This window comes from Streptomyces sp. M2CJ-2, assembly GCF_016757295.1.
In the GTDB taxonomy this organism is placed as follows: Bacteria; Actinomycetota; Actinomycetes; order Streptomycetales; family Streptomycetaceae; genus Streptomyces.
Window position 1 is genome coordinate 48,336 of sequence record NZ_JAESIF010000018.1, and the last position, 15,740, is coordinate 64,075.

The 15,740-nt window shown below is 71.3% G+C and carries 13 protein-coding genes; 9 read left to right on the forward strand and 4 right to left on the reverse strand.

Annotated features, from left to right (window positions below; all coding sequences use genetic code 11):
• Positions 1-153 precede the first annotated feature (153 nt).
• The gene (locus JL475_RS16490) at positions 154-1,518 is read right to left on the reverse strand and encodes a BTAD domain-containing putative transcriptional regulator (protein ID WP_202278462.1); all 1,365 of its coding nucleotides are present in this window, start codon (positions 1,516-1,518) and stop codon (positions 154-156) included.
• A gap of 149 nt (positions 1,519-1,667) precedes the next feature.
• Between JL475_RS16490 and JL475_RS16495 the strand changes: the two genes are divergently transcribed.
• The 3 genes from JL475_RS16495 to JL475_RS16505 all read left to right on the forward strand — a co-directional run bounded on the left by JL475_RS16495 (position 1,668) and on the right by JL475_RS16505 (position 4,027).
• Positions 1,668-2,186, forward strand: a complete 519-nt coding sequence (locus JL475_RS16495) for a hypothetical protein (protein WP_202278463.1) — start codon at positions 1,668-1,670, stop codon at positions 2,184-2,186.
• Positions 2,187-2,388: 202 nt separating this feature from the next.
• The gene (locus JL475_RS16500) at positions 2,389-3,348 is read left to right on the forward strand and encodes a D-2-hydroxyacid dehydrogenase family protein (RefSeq protein WP_202278464.1); all 960 of its coding nucleotides are present in this window, start codon (positions 2,389-2,391) and stop codon (positions 3,346-3,348) included.
• A gap of 313 nt (positions 3,349-3,661) precedes the next feature.
• Positions 3,662-4,027: a hypothetical protein gene (locus tag JL475_RS16505; protein WP_202278465.1), complete on the forward strand. Its 366-nt coding sequence runs from the start codon at positions 3,662-3,664 to the stop codon at positions 4,025-4,027.
• On the opposite strand, the gene JL475_RS16510 is transcribed toward JL475_RS16505, so the two are convergent.
• Positions 4,009-4,485: a GNAT family N-acetyltransferase gene (locus tag JL475_RS16510; RefSeq protein ID WP_202278466.1), complete on the reverse strand. Its 477-nt coding sequence runs from the start codon at positions 4,483-4,485 to the stop codon at positions 4,009-4,011. The genes JL475_RS16505 and JL475_RS16510 overlap by 19 nt on opposite strands.
• A 90-nt stretch (positions 4,486-4,575) precedes the next feature.
• Between JL475_RS16510 and JL475_RS16515 the strand changes: the two genes are divergently transcribed.
• Positions 4,576-5,379 (forward strand): exodeoxyribonuclease III, encoded by an 804-nt coding sequence (locus JL475_RS16515; protein WP_202278467.1) that lies wholly within the window; start codon positions 4,576-4,578, stop codon positions 5,377-5,379.
• A 10-nt stretch (positions 5,380-5,389) separates the two neighbouring features.
• On the opposite strand, the gene JL475_RS16520 is transcribed toward JL475_RS16515, so the two are convergent.
• Positions 5,390-6,106: a MerR family transcriptional regulator gene (locus tag JL475_RS16520; RefSeq protein WP_202278529.1), complete on the reverse strand. Its 717-nt coding sequence runs from the start codon at positions 6,104-6,106 to the stop codon at positions 5,390-5,392.
• Between the two features lie 182 nt (positions 6,107-6,288).
• Between JL475_RS16520 and JL475_RS16525 the strand changes: the two genes are divergently transcribed.
• The 3 genes from JL475_RS16525 (at position 6,289) to JL475_RS16535 (ending at position 8,943) form a co-directional block, all read left to right on the forward strand.
• Entirely contained in the window at positions 6,289-7,803 is a 1,515-nt protein-coding gene (locus JL475_RS16525; protein WP_202278468.1) for an NAD(P)/FAD-dependent oxidoreductase, read from the forward strand.
• Entirely contained in the window at positions 7,800-8,684 is an 885-nt protein-coding gene (locus tag JL475_RS16530) for an SDR family oxidoreductase (RefSeq protein ID WP_202278469.1), read from the forward strand. The genes JL475_RS16525 and JL475_RS16530 overlap by 4 nt, the downstream gene beginning before the upstream one ends.
• 76 nt (positions 8,685-8,760) lie before the next feature.
• Positions 8,761-8,943, forward strand: coding sequence for a hypothetical protein (locus JL475_RS16535; RefSeq protein ID WP_202278470.1), 183 nt, complete (start codon positions 8,761-8,763; stop codon positions 8,941-8,943).
• Between the two features lie 141 nt (positions 8,944-9,084).
• Here the strand turns inward: JL475_RS16535 and JL475_RS16540 are convergent, their stop codons facing one another.
• Positions 9,085-12,507: a S41 family peptidase gene (locus tag JL475_RS16540; protein WP_202278471.1), complete on the reverse strand. Its 3,423-nt coding sequence runs from the start codon at positions 12,505-12,507 to the stop codon at positions 9,085-9,087.
• Between the two features lie 182 nt (positions 12,508-12,689).
• Here JL475_RS16540 and JL475_RS16545 point away from each other — a divergent pair, with 182 nt between their 5' ends.
• Positions 12,690-13,289 carry a TetR/AcrR family transcriptional regulator gene (locus tag JL475_RS16545; RefSeq protein WP_202278472.1) on the forward strand — a complete coding sequence of 200 codons (600 nt, stop codon included), beginning with the start codon at positions 12,690-12,692 and terminating at the stop codon, positions 13,287-13,289.
• 131 nt (positions 13,290-13,420) lie between these two features.
• Complete coding sequence (locus JL475_RS16550) at positions 13,421-15,634, forward strand: MMPL family transporter (RefSeq protein ID WP_202278473.1); 2,214 nt, start codon at positions 13,421-13,423, stop codon at positions 15,632-15,634.
• Positions 15,635-15,740: the final 106 nt, after the last annotated feature.

Consider the following 15,740-nt stretch of genomic DNA (forward strand, 5'->3'; position numbering starts at 1 on the left):
GCGCGCAGCGTGGACTGGTGGCGCATATGCCCCGGCTGCCCGGATCCGGTTACGCGACTCAAGACGGGTGCTGTGCAGCATTCACGAGATCCCGGACGATCCGATGGGTGCGTGGGGTGTTCTGGGCGGTACGGCGGCGAAAACGGGGGCGTATCAAGCAAGTTCAGCAGTCACGCACCTGCTGCCCGTCGGCTTCCTGCTGCCGCAGGTCGCCAGGCTGCACCATGTGCGTCGCCCGCGCTGGTCGAGGAAGAGCCAGCCGCAGTCTTCGCTGGGGCAGGTACGGATCGTGAAGCGCCGCGGGTCCGCGAGCAGTTCGGAGGCGCTGCGGGCAGCCGCACAGACAGGCAGCCGCAGACCTGCGGCGCGGGACGTCAGCCAGCGCCCCAGGCCGTCCTCGCCGCGGGTGAACACCGACACCTTGGCGGCGTCCTCCACGACACCGGCCACCGCCTTGAAGGCGCGAGCGTCGTGGGGATCGGTCAGGCAGGCGTACAGGTTTCCGCGAAATTCCCGGGCCTCGTCCAGGGCGGCGACGGCCTTCTCGGGTTGCTGCCGCGCCTGTTCGAGCAGCCAGGTGACGATCCGGTCCTCCGCCAGGTCCATGTGTCCGGCCCACACGGCGAGCGTGGCGTAGCTGCGCAGCCACTCCGAGCCCGGTGGACGAGCGCCGCCCCAGCCTGCGTAGGTGTTGCAGAACTCCAGTGCCGGATGTCCGCTGGTGTTCCACGGCAGCCATTCTCCGCCGACCTGCACCGCGTAGACGGGCACGGGCGGCCGGTCCAGCCGGGGATCGTTCTGCAGGATGCGGTCGTGCAGCGTCCGTAACGCGGGGCCCGGCTCAATGCCGAATTCGGTCACCAGTACTTGGCGCGTGCTGCGGTACAGCTGGAGGGCATCGGCCTGGCGGCCGCTCCGGTACAGCGCGGTCATCTGGCCGGCGACCAGCCTTTCCCGCTCCGGATGTTCCTGGGCCGGCACCATCAGATTCGCCGCGACCCGCTCATGCCGTCCCATGGTGAGCTGGGACTCGGCCCACTGCTCCAGGGCGGACAGGCGCAGCTCCCCGATGTGGGCGCCGAGCCGGTCACGAAGCCGGTCGTCGGCCACATCGGCGAGCAGCGGGCCCCTCCACAGCCCGAGGGCCTGGTCGTAGAGGCGCACCCGCTCCGCGGGATCGCCCGTGGCTGCCGCCTGCCGGACGAGGAGGACGAACTCCTGCGCATCGATCACATGCCGACCGGGCTCGACTGCATAGCCGTCGTGTGTGGTGCCGATGTGCAGTCCGTACGGCTTGAGGCCGGCGCGCAGCCTGCCGACGTAGGTGTGGACGGTGCTGCGGGCCGAGGACGGCGCGTCGCCGTTCCACAACAGGTCGATGAGGCGTGCGGTCGTCACCGTACGGCCCGCGTGCAGCAGAAGGATCGACAGCAGGCACCGCTCCTGGCGGCGATTGCCCACCAGCACCCGCTGTCCCTCGTGGCAGGCCTGGAACGGACCGAGCAGCTGGAACTCCATGACTCGGGGCAGCCTAGCCGGAACCGGAAGGGCTTCCTACCCGTGGGGAACGCGGGAAACGCGGTGAGGATTTGGTCAGCGGCAGGGGCGAGGCTGGTGCCCGGATCACCTGAACGCCCCACTCGGACCAGCCTCACCGAGGAGAAGCCATGCGCCGAACCGTCTTTGTCCTGCTCGCTCTTGCCGCTGCCGTGCTCCCGGGTGCGGTGCCCGCCGCGGCGGCGCCCGCCGGCACCGGCAGGGGCTGGGAACCGGCGCCCTCCGCGCCGTGGGACGTCGCCGCAGGCGTTCGGTGCGACTTCCCCGTCCATGGCGAGCCCGTCGTCGACGAAGTGGTGCAGCGCGTGCTGGACACCCATCCCGACGGCTCCGCGAAGCGGGTCGCGTACAAGGGTGACCTGGTCGTGCGGGTCACCAACACCGGGACCGGTGCCTTCCACGACGCGGACGCGAGCGGCACAGCCGTCGTCGACCACCGCACCGACGGCTCCCAGCACTGGTCCGTGCTCGGCCCGGTACTGGTCGGCGTCGGGGAGGACCGGGGCAACCTGCCGCGCGGCCTGTACATCGTCGACGGGGTGTACACCTTGGACATCAGCTCCACCGGACACAAGACCGTGAACATGGCGTACGGGACGCAGGACGACCTCTGCGCGCGCATCGACTGACCACTCGGCAGCCTTACGGCGCGGTGTACGCCGGGGACGAGCCTTCACGTACACCCGGTCCGCCGCGCAATGGGTATCCTGCCGCTGCCGCAGCCCTCAGGGCACGGCCGGACACGTCCTCAGGAGATACATTCCCGGTCGGCTCGGCCTTCGTCGGGCCGCCGCCGACGCTCGCACCGTGGAATCCGCGGAAAGGACCGACATGCGGCTTCGCTGTGCCGTGCTCGACGACTTCCAGAGCGTCGCCACCACCCTGGCCGACTGGAGCCCCCTCCAGGAACGTGTGGAGGTCGTCAGCTTCACCGAGCACATCGCCACCGAGGACGAACTGACCCTCGCGCTCGAGGACTTCGACATCGTGGTGACCCTTCGGGAGCGGGTGCCCTTCCCCGCATCCCTGCTCGACCGGCTTCCCCGGCTCAAGCTGCTCATCGCCTCCGGCATGCGCAACTCGGTGATCGACTACGCGGCCGCCGAGCGCAACGGAGTGACCGTGTGCGGTACGGAAAGCACGTCGACCCCGCCGGTCGAGCTGACGTGGGCGCTGCTGCTCGGCCTCGCCCGCGGCATCGTCACCGAGAACGACGCGCTGCGCGCGAACGGCCCCTGGCAGTCCACGGTCGGCGCCGACCTGCACGGCCGCCGTCTCGGTCTGCTCGGCCTCGGGAAGATCGGCGGCCGGGTGGCCCGGGTGGGCCTCGCCTTCGGCATGGAGGTGGTCGCGTGGAGCCGGAACCTCACCGAGGAACGCGCGGACGAGGTCGGCGTCCAACTGGCCGGCTCCAAGGAGGAACTCCTCGCCACCAGCGACTTCGTCTCGCTCCACCTCGTCCTGAGCGACCGGACCCGCGGGCTGCTCGGCGCGCCCGAACTGGCCCTGCTCAAGCCGACCGCCTACCTGGTGAACACCTCGCGGGCGGCCCTCGTCGACCAGGACGCACTCCTCGCCGTGCTACGGGAGGGACGGATCGCCGGAGCCGGAGTCGACGTGTTCGACGTCGAGCCCCTGCCCGCCGACCACCCCCTGCGCACCGCGCCCCGGCTCCTGGCCACCCCCCACCTCGGCTACGTCTCGCAGAACAACTACCGCACCTATTACGGCCAGGCCGTCGAGGACATCGAGGCGTTCCTGGCGGGCGAGCCCGTACGACGCCTCGGCTGAGCCATGCGGTCGTAAATCCGTGAGCACTTCGGCCATCACTGTCCATATGCCGCTCGTTTGAGCGCGAAAGGGACACTTGCTCGCCATCTGCTCACGGTTTTCAGCAAGGTACCCGCCCCCGGTCTCTCGGTTCCGGGTCAGCGAGTTCCCGGTCGCTGCCCGCATGGCCGGCGTCGTCGCACGGTGCCCGGCAACGAAACACGGAGTCGACTGAGCAGGCGCGTCGGCGGCACCGTCGCCGGGTTCTCCTGCTCGCCGCCGGCTTCGGTGCCGACCTCGACCAGCACACCAGCGGCGTTCGGAAGGCGGCCGCGTGACGAACTCGCTCACCGCGCTCCGGCTGCTGCCCTGGCTGTCGCCGGAAGGCAAGCCCTGCTTCCTCGTCCCCGGCGAGGAGGGCGGGATCGTGTCCCGGTTCGCCGACGCGACGGAGGCCCGGCAACTCGCGGACGGGCTGGATGTCCTCCGCGCCGCCCGCCGGGTGTTGGGCGACCCCCTGACCCCGAACGTCGAGGTCCGCTACACCGCGCTCCGCCTCACCGAGTGCCTCGCCGACGCGCTGCGCGTCGCGGAGTCCCGAGGCCGACGCCTGCCCTCGCCGGAAAGTCCGGAAGGCGGAGGGGCGGACGGGTGGTCGGTGAACGGTGGTGCCGAGCGCTGCTACAGCGGCTTGGCGTAGCAGAGGCTGCTCTCGTGGAAGCGGTAGTAGCCGAACTTCTCGCAGGGCTCGTAGCCGCTGGAGGTGTAGAGGGCGACGGCCTCCGGCTGCTGGGTGCCCGTCTCCAGGACCATGCGGAGGCGGCCGGCCGCGCGGGCGTCGCCCTCCAGGGCGGCCAGGATGCGGCGGGCCAGACCCCGGCCGCGCATTCCCTCGGTCACGTACATCCGCTTCAGCTCGGCGTCCCCGTCGCGGTTGCCCTCGCCGTTGGTGTTCTGGACGCGCCAGCCGCCGGAGGCGACGGGGGTGTCGTTCTCGTCGTAGGCGAGCAGGTAGATGCCGTTCGGCGGGCGGAAGTCCGCGGGGTCCATGGGGGTGGCGTCGCCGCCGTCGCCGTAGCGGACGTGGTACTCGGCCTGGACCTCGTCGTTCAGCTTGACGGCGTCGGGGTGGTCGTAGGAGACGCGGCGGATATTCATGCGCAGTAAGGTATATCAATCCGGGTGGGGTGAGGGTCCGGTTTTCGGGCCCGGAACGGGACCCGTCCAGTGTGCCGGTATCGTGCCCTGATGTTCACTGTGACCTCCGTCAACGTCAACGGACTGCGTGCCGCCGCGAAGAAGGGCTTCGTGGAGTGGCTGGAGCGGACCTCCGCCGATGTGGTGTGTCTGCAGGAGGTGCGCGCGGAGCCGCAGCAGCTGCCCGAGCACGTCCGGGAGCCCGAGGGGTGGCATGTGGTGCACGCGCCCGCCGCGGCGAAGGGGCGCGCGGGGGTCTCGCTGTACACGCGGCGTGCTCCCGATCGCGTCCAGGTCGGGTTCGGGTCGGCCGAGTTCGACGACAGCGGGCGGTACGTGGAGGTGGACCTCCCCGGCGTCACCGTCGCCTCGCTCTACCTGCCCTCCGGCGAGGTCGGCACCGAGCGACAGGACGAGAAGCTCCGCTTCATGGGGGAGTTCCTCGCCTATCTGAAGGGCCTGCGGGAGCGGGCCGCCGTCGACGGCCGGGAGGTCGTGGTGTGCGGGGACTGGAACATCGCGCACCAGCAGGCCGACCTGAAGAACTGGCGCGGCAACACCAAGAACTCCGGGTTCCTGCCGGAGGAACGGGAGTGGCTCTCCCGCGTTCTCGATCCGGCCGAGGGCGGGTACGTGGACGTCGTGCGGACGCTGCACCCCGATGTCGACGGGCCGTACTCGTGGTGGTCGTACCGGGGGCGGGCCTTCGACAATGACGCAGGTTGGAGGATCGACTACCACGTCGCGACCTCCGGGCTCGCCGAGCGGGCGGTCAAGGCGTACGTAGAGCGGGCCGCCACTCATGCCGAGCGGTGGTCGGACCATGCTCCGGTGACCGTGGTCTACGACCGCTAGGAGTCGTACGTCAGTCCTGCTTGCGCAGGCGGCGGTCCATCGCCAGGGAGAGTTCGGCGTCGACCACGCTGCGGGCCAGGGGGCGCAGACGGGGGACGGCGTCCTCGGGGGCGTGGCGGAGGATCAGCTCGGCGAAGAGGTCGGCCATGGCCTCGGCGTGGGCGCGGACCTCCCCGCCCGCGCGCAGCACCTCGGCGAGCGGGATGCCCTCGCGGACCAGGGCGGAGGAGACGTCCAGCAGGCGGCGGCTGATGTGGAAGATCTCCTCGCCGTCGGTGCCGAGGTGGCCGAGGTCCATCGCGGCGGCCAGGTTCTCCGGGGTGACCTCGCCGGTGAAATGGTCGGCGAGTTCCTCGGGGGTGAGGCGGACCGGGGTCTCCTCGGTGGGGGTGTCCATGCCGAGGAGTTCGCCGACGTCGCGGCCGTGGTCGAAGGCCTCGGCGAGTTCCTCGGGGGTGAGGCGGACCGGGGTCTCCTCGGTGGGGGTGTCCATGCCGAGGAGTTCGCCGACGTCGCGGCCGTGGTCGAAGGCCTCGGCGAGTTCCGCTATGCCGTTCAGGGTGTGGCCGCGTTCCAGGAGTGCCGTGATCGTCCGCAGCCGGGCCAGGTGCCGGTCGTCGTACCAGGCGATGCGGCCCTCGCGGCGAGGCGGTGGGATCAGCTTGCGTTCGCGGTAGAACCGCAGCGTGCGCACGGTGATGCCGGCCCGTCGGGCCAGCTCCTCCATGCGGTACTCGCGCCGCTCACCGGGTCCTGCGTTCTCCTCTGCCACGGCAGCAGCCTAGGGCGTACCGGCGGTAACTTTCCTTGCGCGCACCCTACCCATCAGTACGGCACTGCTCTACGCTCCATTGCGCCAGTGGTCACTGGCAGGGTTCTCGGTGGTGCATGAGGGCGGGAGGCTTCGGGATGGCCGAGCACGAGCATGTACGGGTCGCGGTGGTGGGGTCCGGGTTCGGCGGGCTGGGGGCCGCCGTGCGGCTGCGGCGCGAGGGGGTCACCGGCTTCGTCGTCCTGGAGCGGGCCGGCAGCGTCGGCGGCACCTGGCGGGACAACAGCTATCCCGGGTGCGCGTGCGATGTGCCGTCCCATCTGTACTCGTTCTCCTTCGCGCCCAACCCCGACTGGCCGCGCTCCTTCTCGGGGCAGGAGCACATCCGCGCCTACCTGGAGCGCGTCACCGACACCTTCGGCCTGCGCCCGCACCTCCGCTTCGACTCGGAGGTGAAGCGGATGGTGTGGGACGCGGAGCGGCTGTGGTGGGAGATCGAGACCGGCAGCGGCACCCTCACCGCCGATGTCGTGGTCTCCGCCACCGGGCCGCTGTCCGAACCCAAGGTCCCCGACATCCCCGGGCTCGACACCTTCCCCGGCAAGGTCTTCCACTCCGCCCGCTGGGACCACGACTACGACCTGCGCGGCAAGCGGGTCGCCATGGTCGGCACGGGCGCCTCGGCGATCCAGATCGTGCCGTCGATCCAGCCGCTCGTCTCCCGGCTCACCCTCTTCCAGCGCACCCCGCCCTGGGTCCTGCCCCGCCTGGACCGGGCCATCGGCGGCGCCGAACGGGCCCTGCACCGAACGCTGCCCTTCACCACCCGGCTGCGCCGCGGACTGCTGTGGGGGGTCAGGGAGCTGCAGGTGCAGGCGTTCACCAGGCACCCGGGCGAGCTCGGCCTCGTCGAGCAGTTGGCCAGACGCAACATGGCGCGCGCCGTCAAGGACCCGGCCCTGCGCGCCAAGTTGACCCCCGACTACCGCATCGGATGCAAGCGGATCCTGCTCTCCAGCACGTACTATCCGGCGATAGTCCAGCCCAACGTCGAGGTCGTCGCCGGCGGGTTGAGCGAGATCCGCGGGTCGACCGTCGCCGCCGACGGGACCGAGGCCGAGGTCGACGCGATCGTGTTCGGCACCGGTTTCCATGTGACCGACATGCCCATCGCCGAGCGGGTCGTCGGCGCGGAGGGCAGGACCCTCGCCGAGACGTGGACGGGCGGGATGGAGGCCCTGCGCGGCGCCTCGGCCGCCGGCTTCCCCAATTGGATGACGCTCATCGGGCCGAACACCGGCCTCGGGAACTCGTCGATGATCCTGATGATCGAGTCCCAGTTGAACTACCTCGCCGACTACCTCCGCCAACTCGACGTCCTGGGCGGCCGGGTGGCCCTCGACGCCCGCCGGAGCGCCGTCCGCGTCTGGAACCACCGGGTGCAGCAGCGGATGAAGCGCACGGTGTGGAACACCGGCGGCTGCACCAGCTGGTACCTGGACGCGAACGGCCGCAACACCACCGTCTGGCCGGGCACGACCGGTGAGTTCCGGCGCGAGACCCGGCGCGTGGACCTGTCCGAGTACGCCGTCCTGCGCGCACCCGCGAAGAAGACCGCCGCGCCCCACGAGAACGCCGAGGTGGCCGCATGAGCAGGGGCAGTCTCGAAGGGAAGGTCGCCGTCGTCACCGGAGCGGCCCGCGGAGTGGGGGAGTTGCTCGCCCGCAAGCTCTCCGCGCGCGGGGCGAAGGTGGCGCTGGTCGGACTGGAGCCGGACGCGCTCGAGCAGGTCTCGGCGCGGCTGCACGGCGAGAGCGGCCACTGGCACGCCGACGTCACCGACCACGAGGCGATGGCCCGGGTCGCGGGGGAGGTCGGGGAACGGTTCGGGCGGGTCGACATCGTGGTCGCCAACGCCGGTGTGGCCAACGGCGGTCCGTTCGCCGACTCCGATCCGCAGGCCTGGCGGCGGGTCGTCGAGGTCAACCTGATCGGATCGGCGGTCACCGCCCGCGCGTTCCTGCCCCTGCTGATCGCGAGCCGCGGCTACCTGCTCCAGATCGCCTCGCTCGCCGCGATCACCCCGGCGCCGATGATGACCGCGTACTGCGCCTCCAAGTCCGGTGTGGAGGCGTACGCGCACTGCCTGCGGGCCGAGGTCGGACACCGGGGGGTGCGGGTCGGCGTCGGCTATCTCTCCTGGACCGACACCGACATGGTGCGCGGGGCCGACCAGGACGAGGTGATGCGGGAACTCAGGCAGCGGCTGCCGTGGCCGGCGAACAAGACGTACCCGCTGGGGCCCGCGGTGGACCGGATCGTGGCCGGGATCGAGCGGCGCTCGAGCCATGTGTACGGGCAGTGGTGGCTGCGCGGGATGCAGGGCGTGCGCGGGTACCTGCCCGGCGTGATCGGGACCGTCGGGCAGCGGGAGATGCGGCGGTTCGCGGATCGTCTCACCGGCATGCGCACGGGCCTGGTCGGGGCCGGCGGCAACGCCGACGAACAGCACAGGATTACGGTGCGTGACTGATCGACATGCGCGGGGTGACCGCTCGTGTGAATCTGGTCGGGCAAGATCCCCCACACCCCAACGGGAGTGAACCCACATGGGCATGAAGGACCAGTTCCAGGAGAAGTCCGAGCAGATGCAGGAGCAGGCCAAGCGGAAGGCCGGCCAGGCCAAGGAGCAGATCCAGAACCGCGGTCGCCGTCGCGAAGAGGACCCGAACAACCCGCAGCGCGGGCGGCAGGAGTCCGAGGAGCGTTACGACCGGGACTACGACGCCTGACGTCGTGTGCTGAACGCCGCTGCTCGGCACGGCCGTTGAAGGCCGTTTGCTGAAGCGGGAAGGGGCGCCTCCGCGGGGGGCGCCCCTTCCCACGTCTCCATGCCCCCTGCGGCCCCTGCGTCCCTTGCGCCTATGGCTCCTTCACGTCCTGCCCGTCCTCGGCGGCAGCTTCGGGCGGGAGCGGTCGGGGACGTCGCTGTAGGTCGGGGGAGTGGCCGGAGGCTCCGTCTCCAGGAGTTCCAGGGCCAGTCGGACCGCGTCGTCGAGCACCGGGTACCGGCCTTCCGCCCAGTCCAACGGAGTACGCAGCGCCTCGAGGTCGGGGGCGACGCCCCTGTTCTCCACCGACCAGCCGTACGCGTCGAACCAGGCCGCGTTCATCGGCACCGTGATCACCGTGCCGTCCCCCAGCCGGTGCCGGCCGGTCATGCCGACCACCCCGCCCCAGGTGCGCTGCCCGACCACCGGCCCCAGCTTCAGCAGCTTGAACGCGGCCGTGATCATGTCGCCGTCGGAGCTCGTCGCCTCGTCCGCGAGGGCGACCACCGGCCCGCGCGGGGCGTTGGCCGCGTACGACACCGGCTGGGCGTCGCGGGTGAGGTCCCAGCCCAGGATGGTGCGGGTCAGCGTCTCGACGACGAGTTCGCTGATGTGGCCGCCCGCGTTGCCGCGCACGTCGACGATCAGCGCCGGGCGGGACACCTCCATGCGCAGGTCGCGGTTGAACTGGGCCCAGCCCGAGCCGCCCATGTCGGGGATGTGCAGATAGCCGCACCGGCCGCCGCTCAACTCCCTTACCACCTCACGGCGTTTGGCCACCCAGTCCTGGTAGCGCAGGGGGCGTTCGTCGATCAGCGGGACGACGGCGACCCTGCGGGGCGGGCCCGTGTCCTCGGCCGGGGCGAACGTCAGCTCCACCGTCGTGCCGCCCGTCCCCGCGAGCAACGGGTAGGGCCCGGCGACCGGGTCCACCGGGCGGCCGTGGACATGGGTGAGGACCGCGCCCTCACGTATGCCGGTGCCGGCCAGCGGCGAACGCGCGCGGGAGTCGGAGGAGTCACCGGGCAGAATGCGTTTGACCGTCCAACCGTCCTCCCGGGGCACCAGGTTGGCGCCGAGGAAGCCCTGGCGGCGCTGGTAGTGCGGGGGGCCCTCGTTGCGGCGGGCGGCGGTGACGTAGGCGTGCGAGGTGCCGAGTTCACCGAGCAGTTCACGCAACAGGTCCGCGAACTCGTCGGGGGAGGCGACCCGTTCGATCAGCGGGCGGTACTGGTCGAGCGCCGCGCCCCAGTCGATGCCGCACATGCCGGGTTCCCAGAAGTAGGCCCGGATCAGCCGTCCGGCCTCCTCGTACGACTGCCGCCACTCGGCCACCGGGTCGGCCTCGTGCACGATGCGGCGGACGTCGATCCAGACGGTGGAGTCGCTGTCGCCCGGCTCGGTCGCGGGCACCGCGCGCGGCTCGCCCTCGTCGGCCACGACCAGTCGCGTCCCGTCGCCGCTGACCGCGAAGAGGTCCAGGTGACCGACGAGTTCGGACTTCTTCGCCTTGCCGATGTCGAAGTGCTCGAGGGTCGGCCGGCCGCTGGTGTCGTCCGGGTTCGCGAACGTCTCGCCGAGCGCGCCCGAGATCGGCCAGCGCAGCCAGACCAGCCCGCCGCCCGCGACCGGGTGCAGCGCCGAGTACTTGGAGGCGGTGACCGGGAAGGGGGTGACCCTGCTCTCCAGGCCCTCGGTCTCGACGGTCACCGCGCCGCCGCTGTCGCCGATGCCGCCGATGTCGTCCTCCTCGGCCTCCACCGGGTCCAGGCCCCCGGCGGCCGGCCGGCCCTCGGGGCTGAGGGCGAACGGGGAGAGGGTCGCCGAGGACAGCGGCACCAGGTACGGGCGGCAGCCCAGCGGGAAGGACAGGTCACCGGTGTGCACGTCGTAGACCGGGTCGAAGCCGCGCCAGGACAGGAAGGCGAGGTAGCGGCCGTCCCGGGTGAAGACCGGGTTCTCGTCCTCGAAGCGGCCGTTGGTGACGTCGATGACGAACCGGTCCTTGATCCGGGCCAGTTTGATCTGCCGCAGCGTCCGTCCGATGCCGGGATGCGACCAGGTGAGCCACCCGCCGTCGGGCGAGAACGCGAGGTCGCGCACGGGCCCGTTGACGGAACGGATCAGCTCGGCGACCGGGTTGTCGGGGTCGAGGTCGGAAGCGGGATCGGAGTCGGGGGCGGATCCCTGGCCGCCGTCGGTCCCGACGGTGCCGGTCTCGCTGGTGCCGGTCTCGCCGGTGTCGGCCTCGCTGGTGCCGACCTCTCCGGTGTCGGCCTCGCTGGTGTCGATGAGCAGCAGGCGGCCGTCGTGGGAGGCGACGGCCAGGCGTTCGCCGTCCGGGTCGGCCACCATCTCCAGCACCCGCCCCAGCCTCCCCGAGGCCAGCCGTCGGGTGGGGCGGTGGCCGCTCGCCCGGGGCAGGGAGACGATCTCGATCGCGTCCTCGCCCTCGGCGTCCGTCACATACGCCACCCGCCCGCTCACGCCGAGCATCTCCGGCAGCCGCACCCGCACACCGGGGGTGTCGGCGAGGGTGCGCGCGGGGCCGTCGCGGTGGGTGAGCCAGTACAGGCTGCCGCGTACGACGACGGCGCTGGCCCGGCCCGTCTCGTCCACCGAGACGCCGTCCAGGTGGTGCGCGGCGGGCACCTGGTAACGGCGCCGCCCGGCGCGCGGCCCGCTCAGCGTGATGTCCAGCCGGTGCGGCACGGAGTCCGGGGACAGGCCGTCGACGATCCACAGATCACCGGCGCACTGGTAGACGACCCGGGTGCCGTCGCTAGACGCGTGCCGGGCGTAGAACGCGTCGTGGTCGGTGTGGCGGCGCAGATCGGAGCCGTCGTACGCGCAGGAGTACAGGTTGCCGACGCCCTCGTGGTCGGAGAGGAAGGCGATCCGGCCGCCGGCGAACATCGGGGACTGCAGATGTCCGTCGACCCTGGCGAGCCCGTCGTGCCCGTCGAGCAGGCGTCGTCCGTGCAGCCACAGCCTGCCCGTCGCCCCGCCCCGGTACCGCTTCCAGCCGGCCGGCTCGTGCGGCGGGGTGCCGGTGAGCAGCAGGGTCCTGCGTTCCCCGTCGATCTCGGCGACCTGGATGTCGCTCACCGGCCCCCAGGGCAGTTTGCGGCCCGGATCGCCGTCGGCGGAGAGCTTGTAGGCCCAGCTGAAGTACGAGAACGGCTGGCCGTGCGAGGCGACGGCGAGGATCTCGGGGCTCTCGGCGCCGTCGGGGTTCGGGGGCGTCCAGCCGCAGACCCGGGTGTCGGGGCTGCCCCAGTAGGTCAGCCGGCGGCCCGGCCCGCCGTCCACCGGCACCAGATGGACCTCGGGGTCGAGGCTGCGCCAGCTCGTGTACGCGATGTGGCGGCCGTCGGGGGAGAAGCGGGGGTGGCCGAGCTTGGTGCGGTCCACGGTGAGCCGCCAGGCCCGGCCCGGGGCGTCGAGCGGGGCGAGCCAGAGGTCGTCCTCGGCCACGAAGCACAGCAGGTCGCCGTGGAGGTGCGGCAGGCGCAGATAACTCACTCTTCCCATGCTTTTCCCGGTGGCGGACCACAGCAACTCGTGCGGAGCTCCGACGGCTTTCCCGACGTGACCCAGCGCACGTACGAAACGGTTTCGTTCCCATGGGGGCTGCGGTACATTCTTCGTGTACGAAACCGTGTCGTTCGGCGCGGTGAGATCCGGAGCGAGAAGAGGTGGGCGGGATGACCGAGGCCGCGACGGCGCGGCGCAGCCGGATCACCCCGGAGCGCGTGGCCGAGATCTACGCGGCCGTGCTCGACCTGCTCCGCGAGGTCGGGTACGACGCCCTCACCATGGACGCCGTGGCCGCCCGCACCCGGTCCAGCAAGGCCACCCTCTACCGCCAGTGGGGCGGCAAGGCCGAGCTGGTGGTGAGAGCCATGCGATACCAGAAGCCGGGCAGCATCGGTGACATCGACACCGGTTCCCTGCGGGGCGACCTGCACGGTCTCATCGGCCGCGAGAACGACTGCGTCATGGAGCAGAACGCCGCCCTGATGCGGGCGCTCGCCATGGCGGTCCACACCAACGACGACCTGCGGCGCGCCTTCAGGGACCTGTTCGTGGAACCCGAGGTCGACGAGTTCCAGGGGATCGTCCGGCGCGCGGTCGAGCGCGGCGAGGTCCGCCCGGACAACCCGGCGCTGGACTACATGGTGCACATGCTCGTCGGCGCGTTCGCCACCCGGACGCTGATCGACGACCTGCCGCCCACGCGGGACTTCCTCACCTCGTACATCGACGCCGTGGTCCTCCCCGCCCTCGGCGTGACCCCCCGCTGACCGCCCCGGTCGGCTCTCTCCCCCCATCACCATCCTCGCCACCCTCACCACCTGACGGACGCCACCGCTCACGTCGTCGGGCTGGACCACCCTGCCCTGAGAATCCACGACCTGACCGGGAGTACTCCCTCGTGGCCACATTCCTCTATCGACTCGGACGCTTCGCCTTCCGGCGACGACACTTCACCGCCCTGTTCTGGGTGGCGCTGCTGGCACTCGCCGGCGTCGGCGCGGCCGGCGCTCCCGCGGCCGGCAACACCTCGTTCTCCATCCCCGGCACCGAGGCCCAGAAGGCCTTCGACGTGCTGGAGGAACGCTTCCCCGGCGCCAGCGCCGACGGAGCGACCGCACGCGTCGTCTTCAAGGCGCCCGCCGGCGAGAAGATGACCGACGCCGACAACAAGGCGACCGTCCAGAAGACCGTCCAGGAGCTCTCCGGCGACTCCCAGGTCGCCCTCGTCACCGACCCGTACCAGGGCGGAGGCGTCAGCCAGGACGGCGCGGTCGCCTACGCGTCGGTGAGCTACAAGGTCTCCGGCATGGAACTGGAGGACTCCTCGCGCGACGCCCTGAAGGCCGCCGCCGAGGGCGCCCGTGACACCGGACTGACCGTGGAGATCGGCGGTGACGCGCTGCAGGCCGTCCCGGAGACCGGCGCCGCCGAGATCATCGGCATCGGTGTCGCCGCGGTCGTCCTGGTCATCACCTTCGGCTCGCTGATCGCGGCCGGCCTGCCGCTGCTCACCGCGATCATCGGCGTCGGCATCGGCGTCGCGAGCATCTCCGCGCTGGCCGCCACGCTGGAGCTCGGCTCCACCACCTCCATCCTGGCCACGATGATCGGCCTCGCCGTCGGCATCGACTACGCGCTGTTCATCGTCTCCCGCTACCGCGCCGAACTGGCCGAGGGCAGGGAACGCGAGGAAGCGGCGGGCCGCGCCGTCGGCACCGCGGGCTCCGCGGTGGTCTTCGCCGGACTCACGGTCGTCATCGCCCTCGTCGGTCTGTCGGTCGTCAACATCCCGATGCTGACCAAGATGGGCATCGCCGCCGCCGGCACCGTCGCCATCGCCGTCCTCATCGCGCTCACCATGGTCCCGGCGCTGCTCGGCTACGCGGGCGGCAAGGTCCGCCCGGCCGGCGAGAAGAGCAAGCTGCTCGGCGGCGGTCGCGACAAGGGTGCGGACAAGGCGCAGCGCCCGAACATGGGCACCCGCTGGGCGAGCTTCGTCGTACGCCGTCCCGTGGCCGTCCTCCTGCTCGGCGTCGTCGGCCTCGGTGCGGCGGCCGTCCCGGCGGGCTCCCTGGAACTGGGCCTGCCCGACGACGGTTCGCAGCCGACGTCCACCACCCAGCGCCGTGCCTACGACCTGCTGTCCGAGGGCTTCGGCCCCGGCTTCAACGGTCCGCTGGTCGTCGTGGTCGACGCCAAGAACAGCGACGACCCGCAAGCCGTCTTCCAGCGGACCGGCGACGAGATCAAGGGCCTCGACGGCGTCATCACGGTGGCCCCGGCGACACCCAACGAGGCCGGCGACACGGCCACGATCACCGTCATCCCGGACTCCAAGCCGTCGTCCGTGGCGACCGAGGACCTGGTGCACGACATCCGGGACACCGGAGCGGACATCAAGGCCGACGCCGGCGCCGACATCCTGGTCACCGGCGCCACGGCGATGAACATCGACGTGTCGCAGAAGCTCAACGACGCGCTGGTGCCGTACCTGACCCTGGTGGTCGGGCTGGCGTTCCTGCTGCTGATCGTGGTCTTCCGGTCGATCCTGGTCCCGTTGAAGGCGGCCCTCGGCTTCCTGCTCTCCGTGCTGGCCGCCCTGGGTGCCGTGGTCGCGGTCTTCCAGTGGGGCTGGCTGTCCGGCCTGATGGGCGTGGAGGAGACCGGCCCGGTCATGTCGATGATGCCGATCTTCATGGTCGGCGTGGTCTTCGGACTGGCCATGGACTACGAGGTGTTCCTCGTGACCCGGATGCGGGAGGCCTTCGTCCACGGGGAGAACCCCAGCCAGGCCGTGGTGACCGGCTTCCGGTACAGCGCCCGGGTCGTGACCGCCGCAGCGGTGATCATGATGGCCGTCTTCTCCGGCTTCATCGGCTCCAGCGAGGCGATGGTCAAGATGATCGGCTTCGGCCTCGCCGTCGCCGTCCTCTTCGACGCGTTCGTCGTCCGCATGGCGATCGTCCCGGCGGTGCTGGCGCTGCTGGGCAAGAAGGCCTGGTGGCTCCCGAAGTGGCTGGACCGCGTCCTGCCCAACGTGGACGTCGAGGGCGAGGGCCTGCGCACGCAGGACGACAGGAAGGACGAGGACCGGGAACTGGTCCGTGTCTGACGGCAGCGGATGACCGCACCGGACCGCAGAGTCGACGTCCTGCGGTCCCCAGTACCAGCCGGTGAGGGCCCCGTGGGGACGGGGAGCCCTCACCGGCTTCCTCGTT

What these genes read in the sequence shown, in the direction of transcription:
- JL475_RS16490 (WP_202278462.1), bottom strand. Translation starts at nt 1,518, where the DNA reads ATGGAGTTCCAGCTGCTCGGTCCGTTCCAGGCCTGCCACGAGGGACAG.
- JL475_RS16495 (WP_202278463.1), top strand. Translation starts at nt 1,668, where the DNA reads ATGCGCCGAACCGTCTTTGTCCTGCTCGCTCTTGCCGCTGCCGTGCTC.
- JL475_RS16500 (WP_202278464.1), top strand. Translation starts at nt 2,389, where the DNA reads ATGCGGCTTCGCTGTGCCGTGCTCGACGACTTCCAGAGCGTCGCCACC.
- JL475_RS16510 (WP_202278466.1), bottom strand. Translation starts at nt 4,485, where the DNA reads ATGAATATCCGCCGCGTCTCCTACGACCACCCCGACGCCGTCAAGCTG.
- JL475_RS16515 (WP_202278467.1), top strand. Translation starts at nt 4,576, where the DNA reads ATGTTCACTGTGACCTCCGTCAACGTCAACGGACTGCGTGCCGCCGCG.
- JL475_RS16520 (WP_202278529.1), bottom strand. Translation starts at nt 6,106, where the DNA reads ATGGAGGAGCTGGCCCGACGGGCCGGCATCACCGTGCGCACGCTGCGG.
- JL475_RS16525 (WP_202278468.1), top strand. Translation starts at nt 6,289, where the DNA reads ATGGCCGAGCACGAGCATGTACGGGTCGCGGTGGTGGGGTCCGGGTTC.
- JL475_RS16530 (WP_202278469.1), top strand. Translation starts at nt 7,800, where the DNA reads ATGAGCAGGGGCAGTCTCGAAGGGAAGGTCGCCGTCGTCACCGGAGCG.
- JL475_RS16535 (WP_202278470.1), top strand. Translation starts at nt 8,761, where the DNA reads ATGGGCATGAAGGACCAGTTCCAGGAGAAGTCCGAGCAGATGCAGGAG.
- JL475_RS16545 (WP_202278472.1), top strand. Translation starts at nt 12,690, where the DNA reads ATGACCGAGGCCGCGACGGCGCGGCGCAGCCGGATCACCCCGGAGCGC.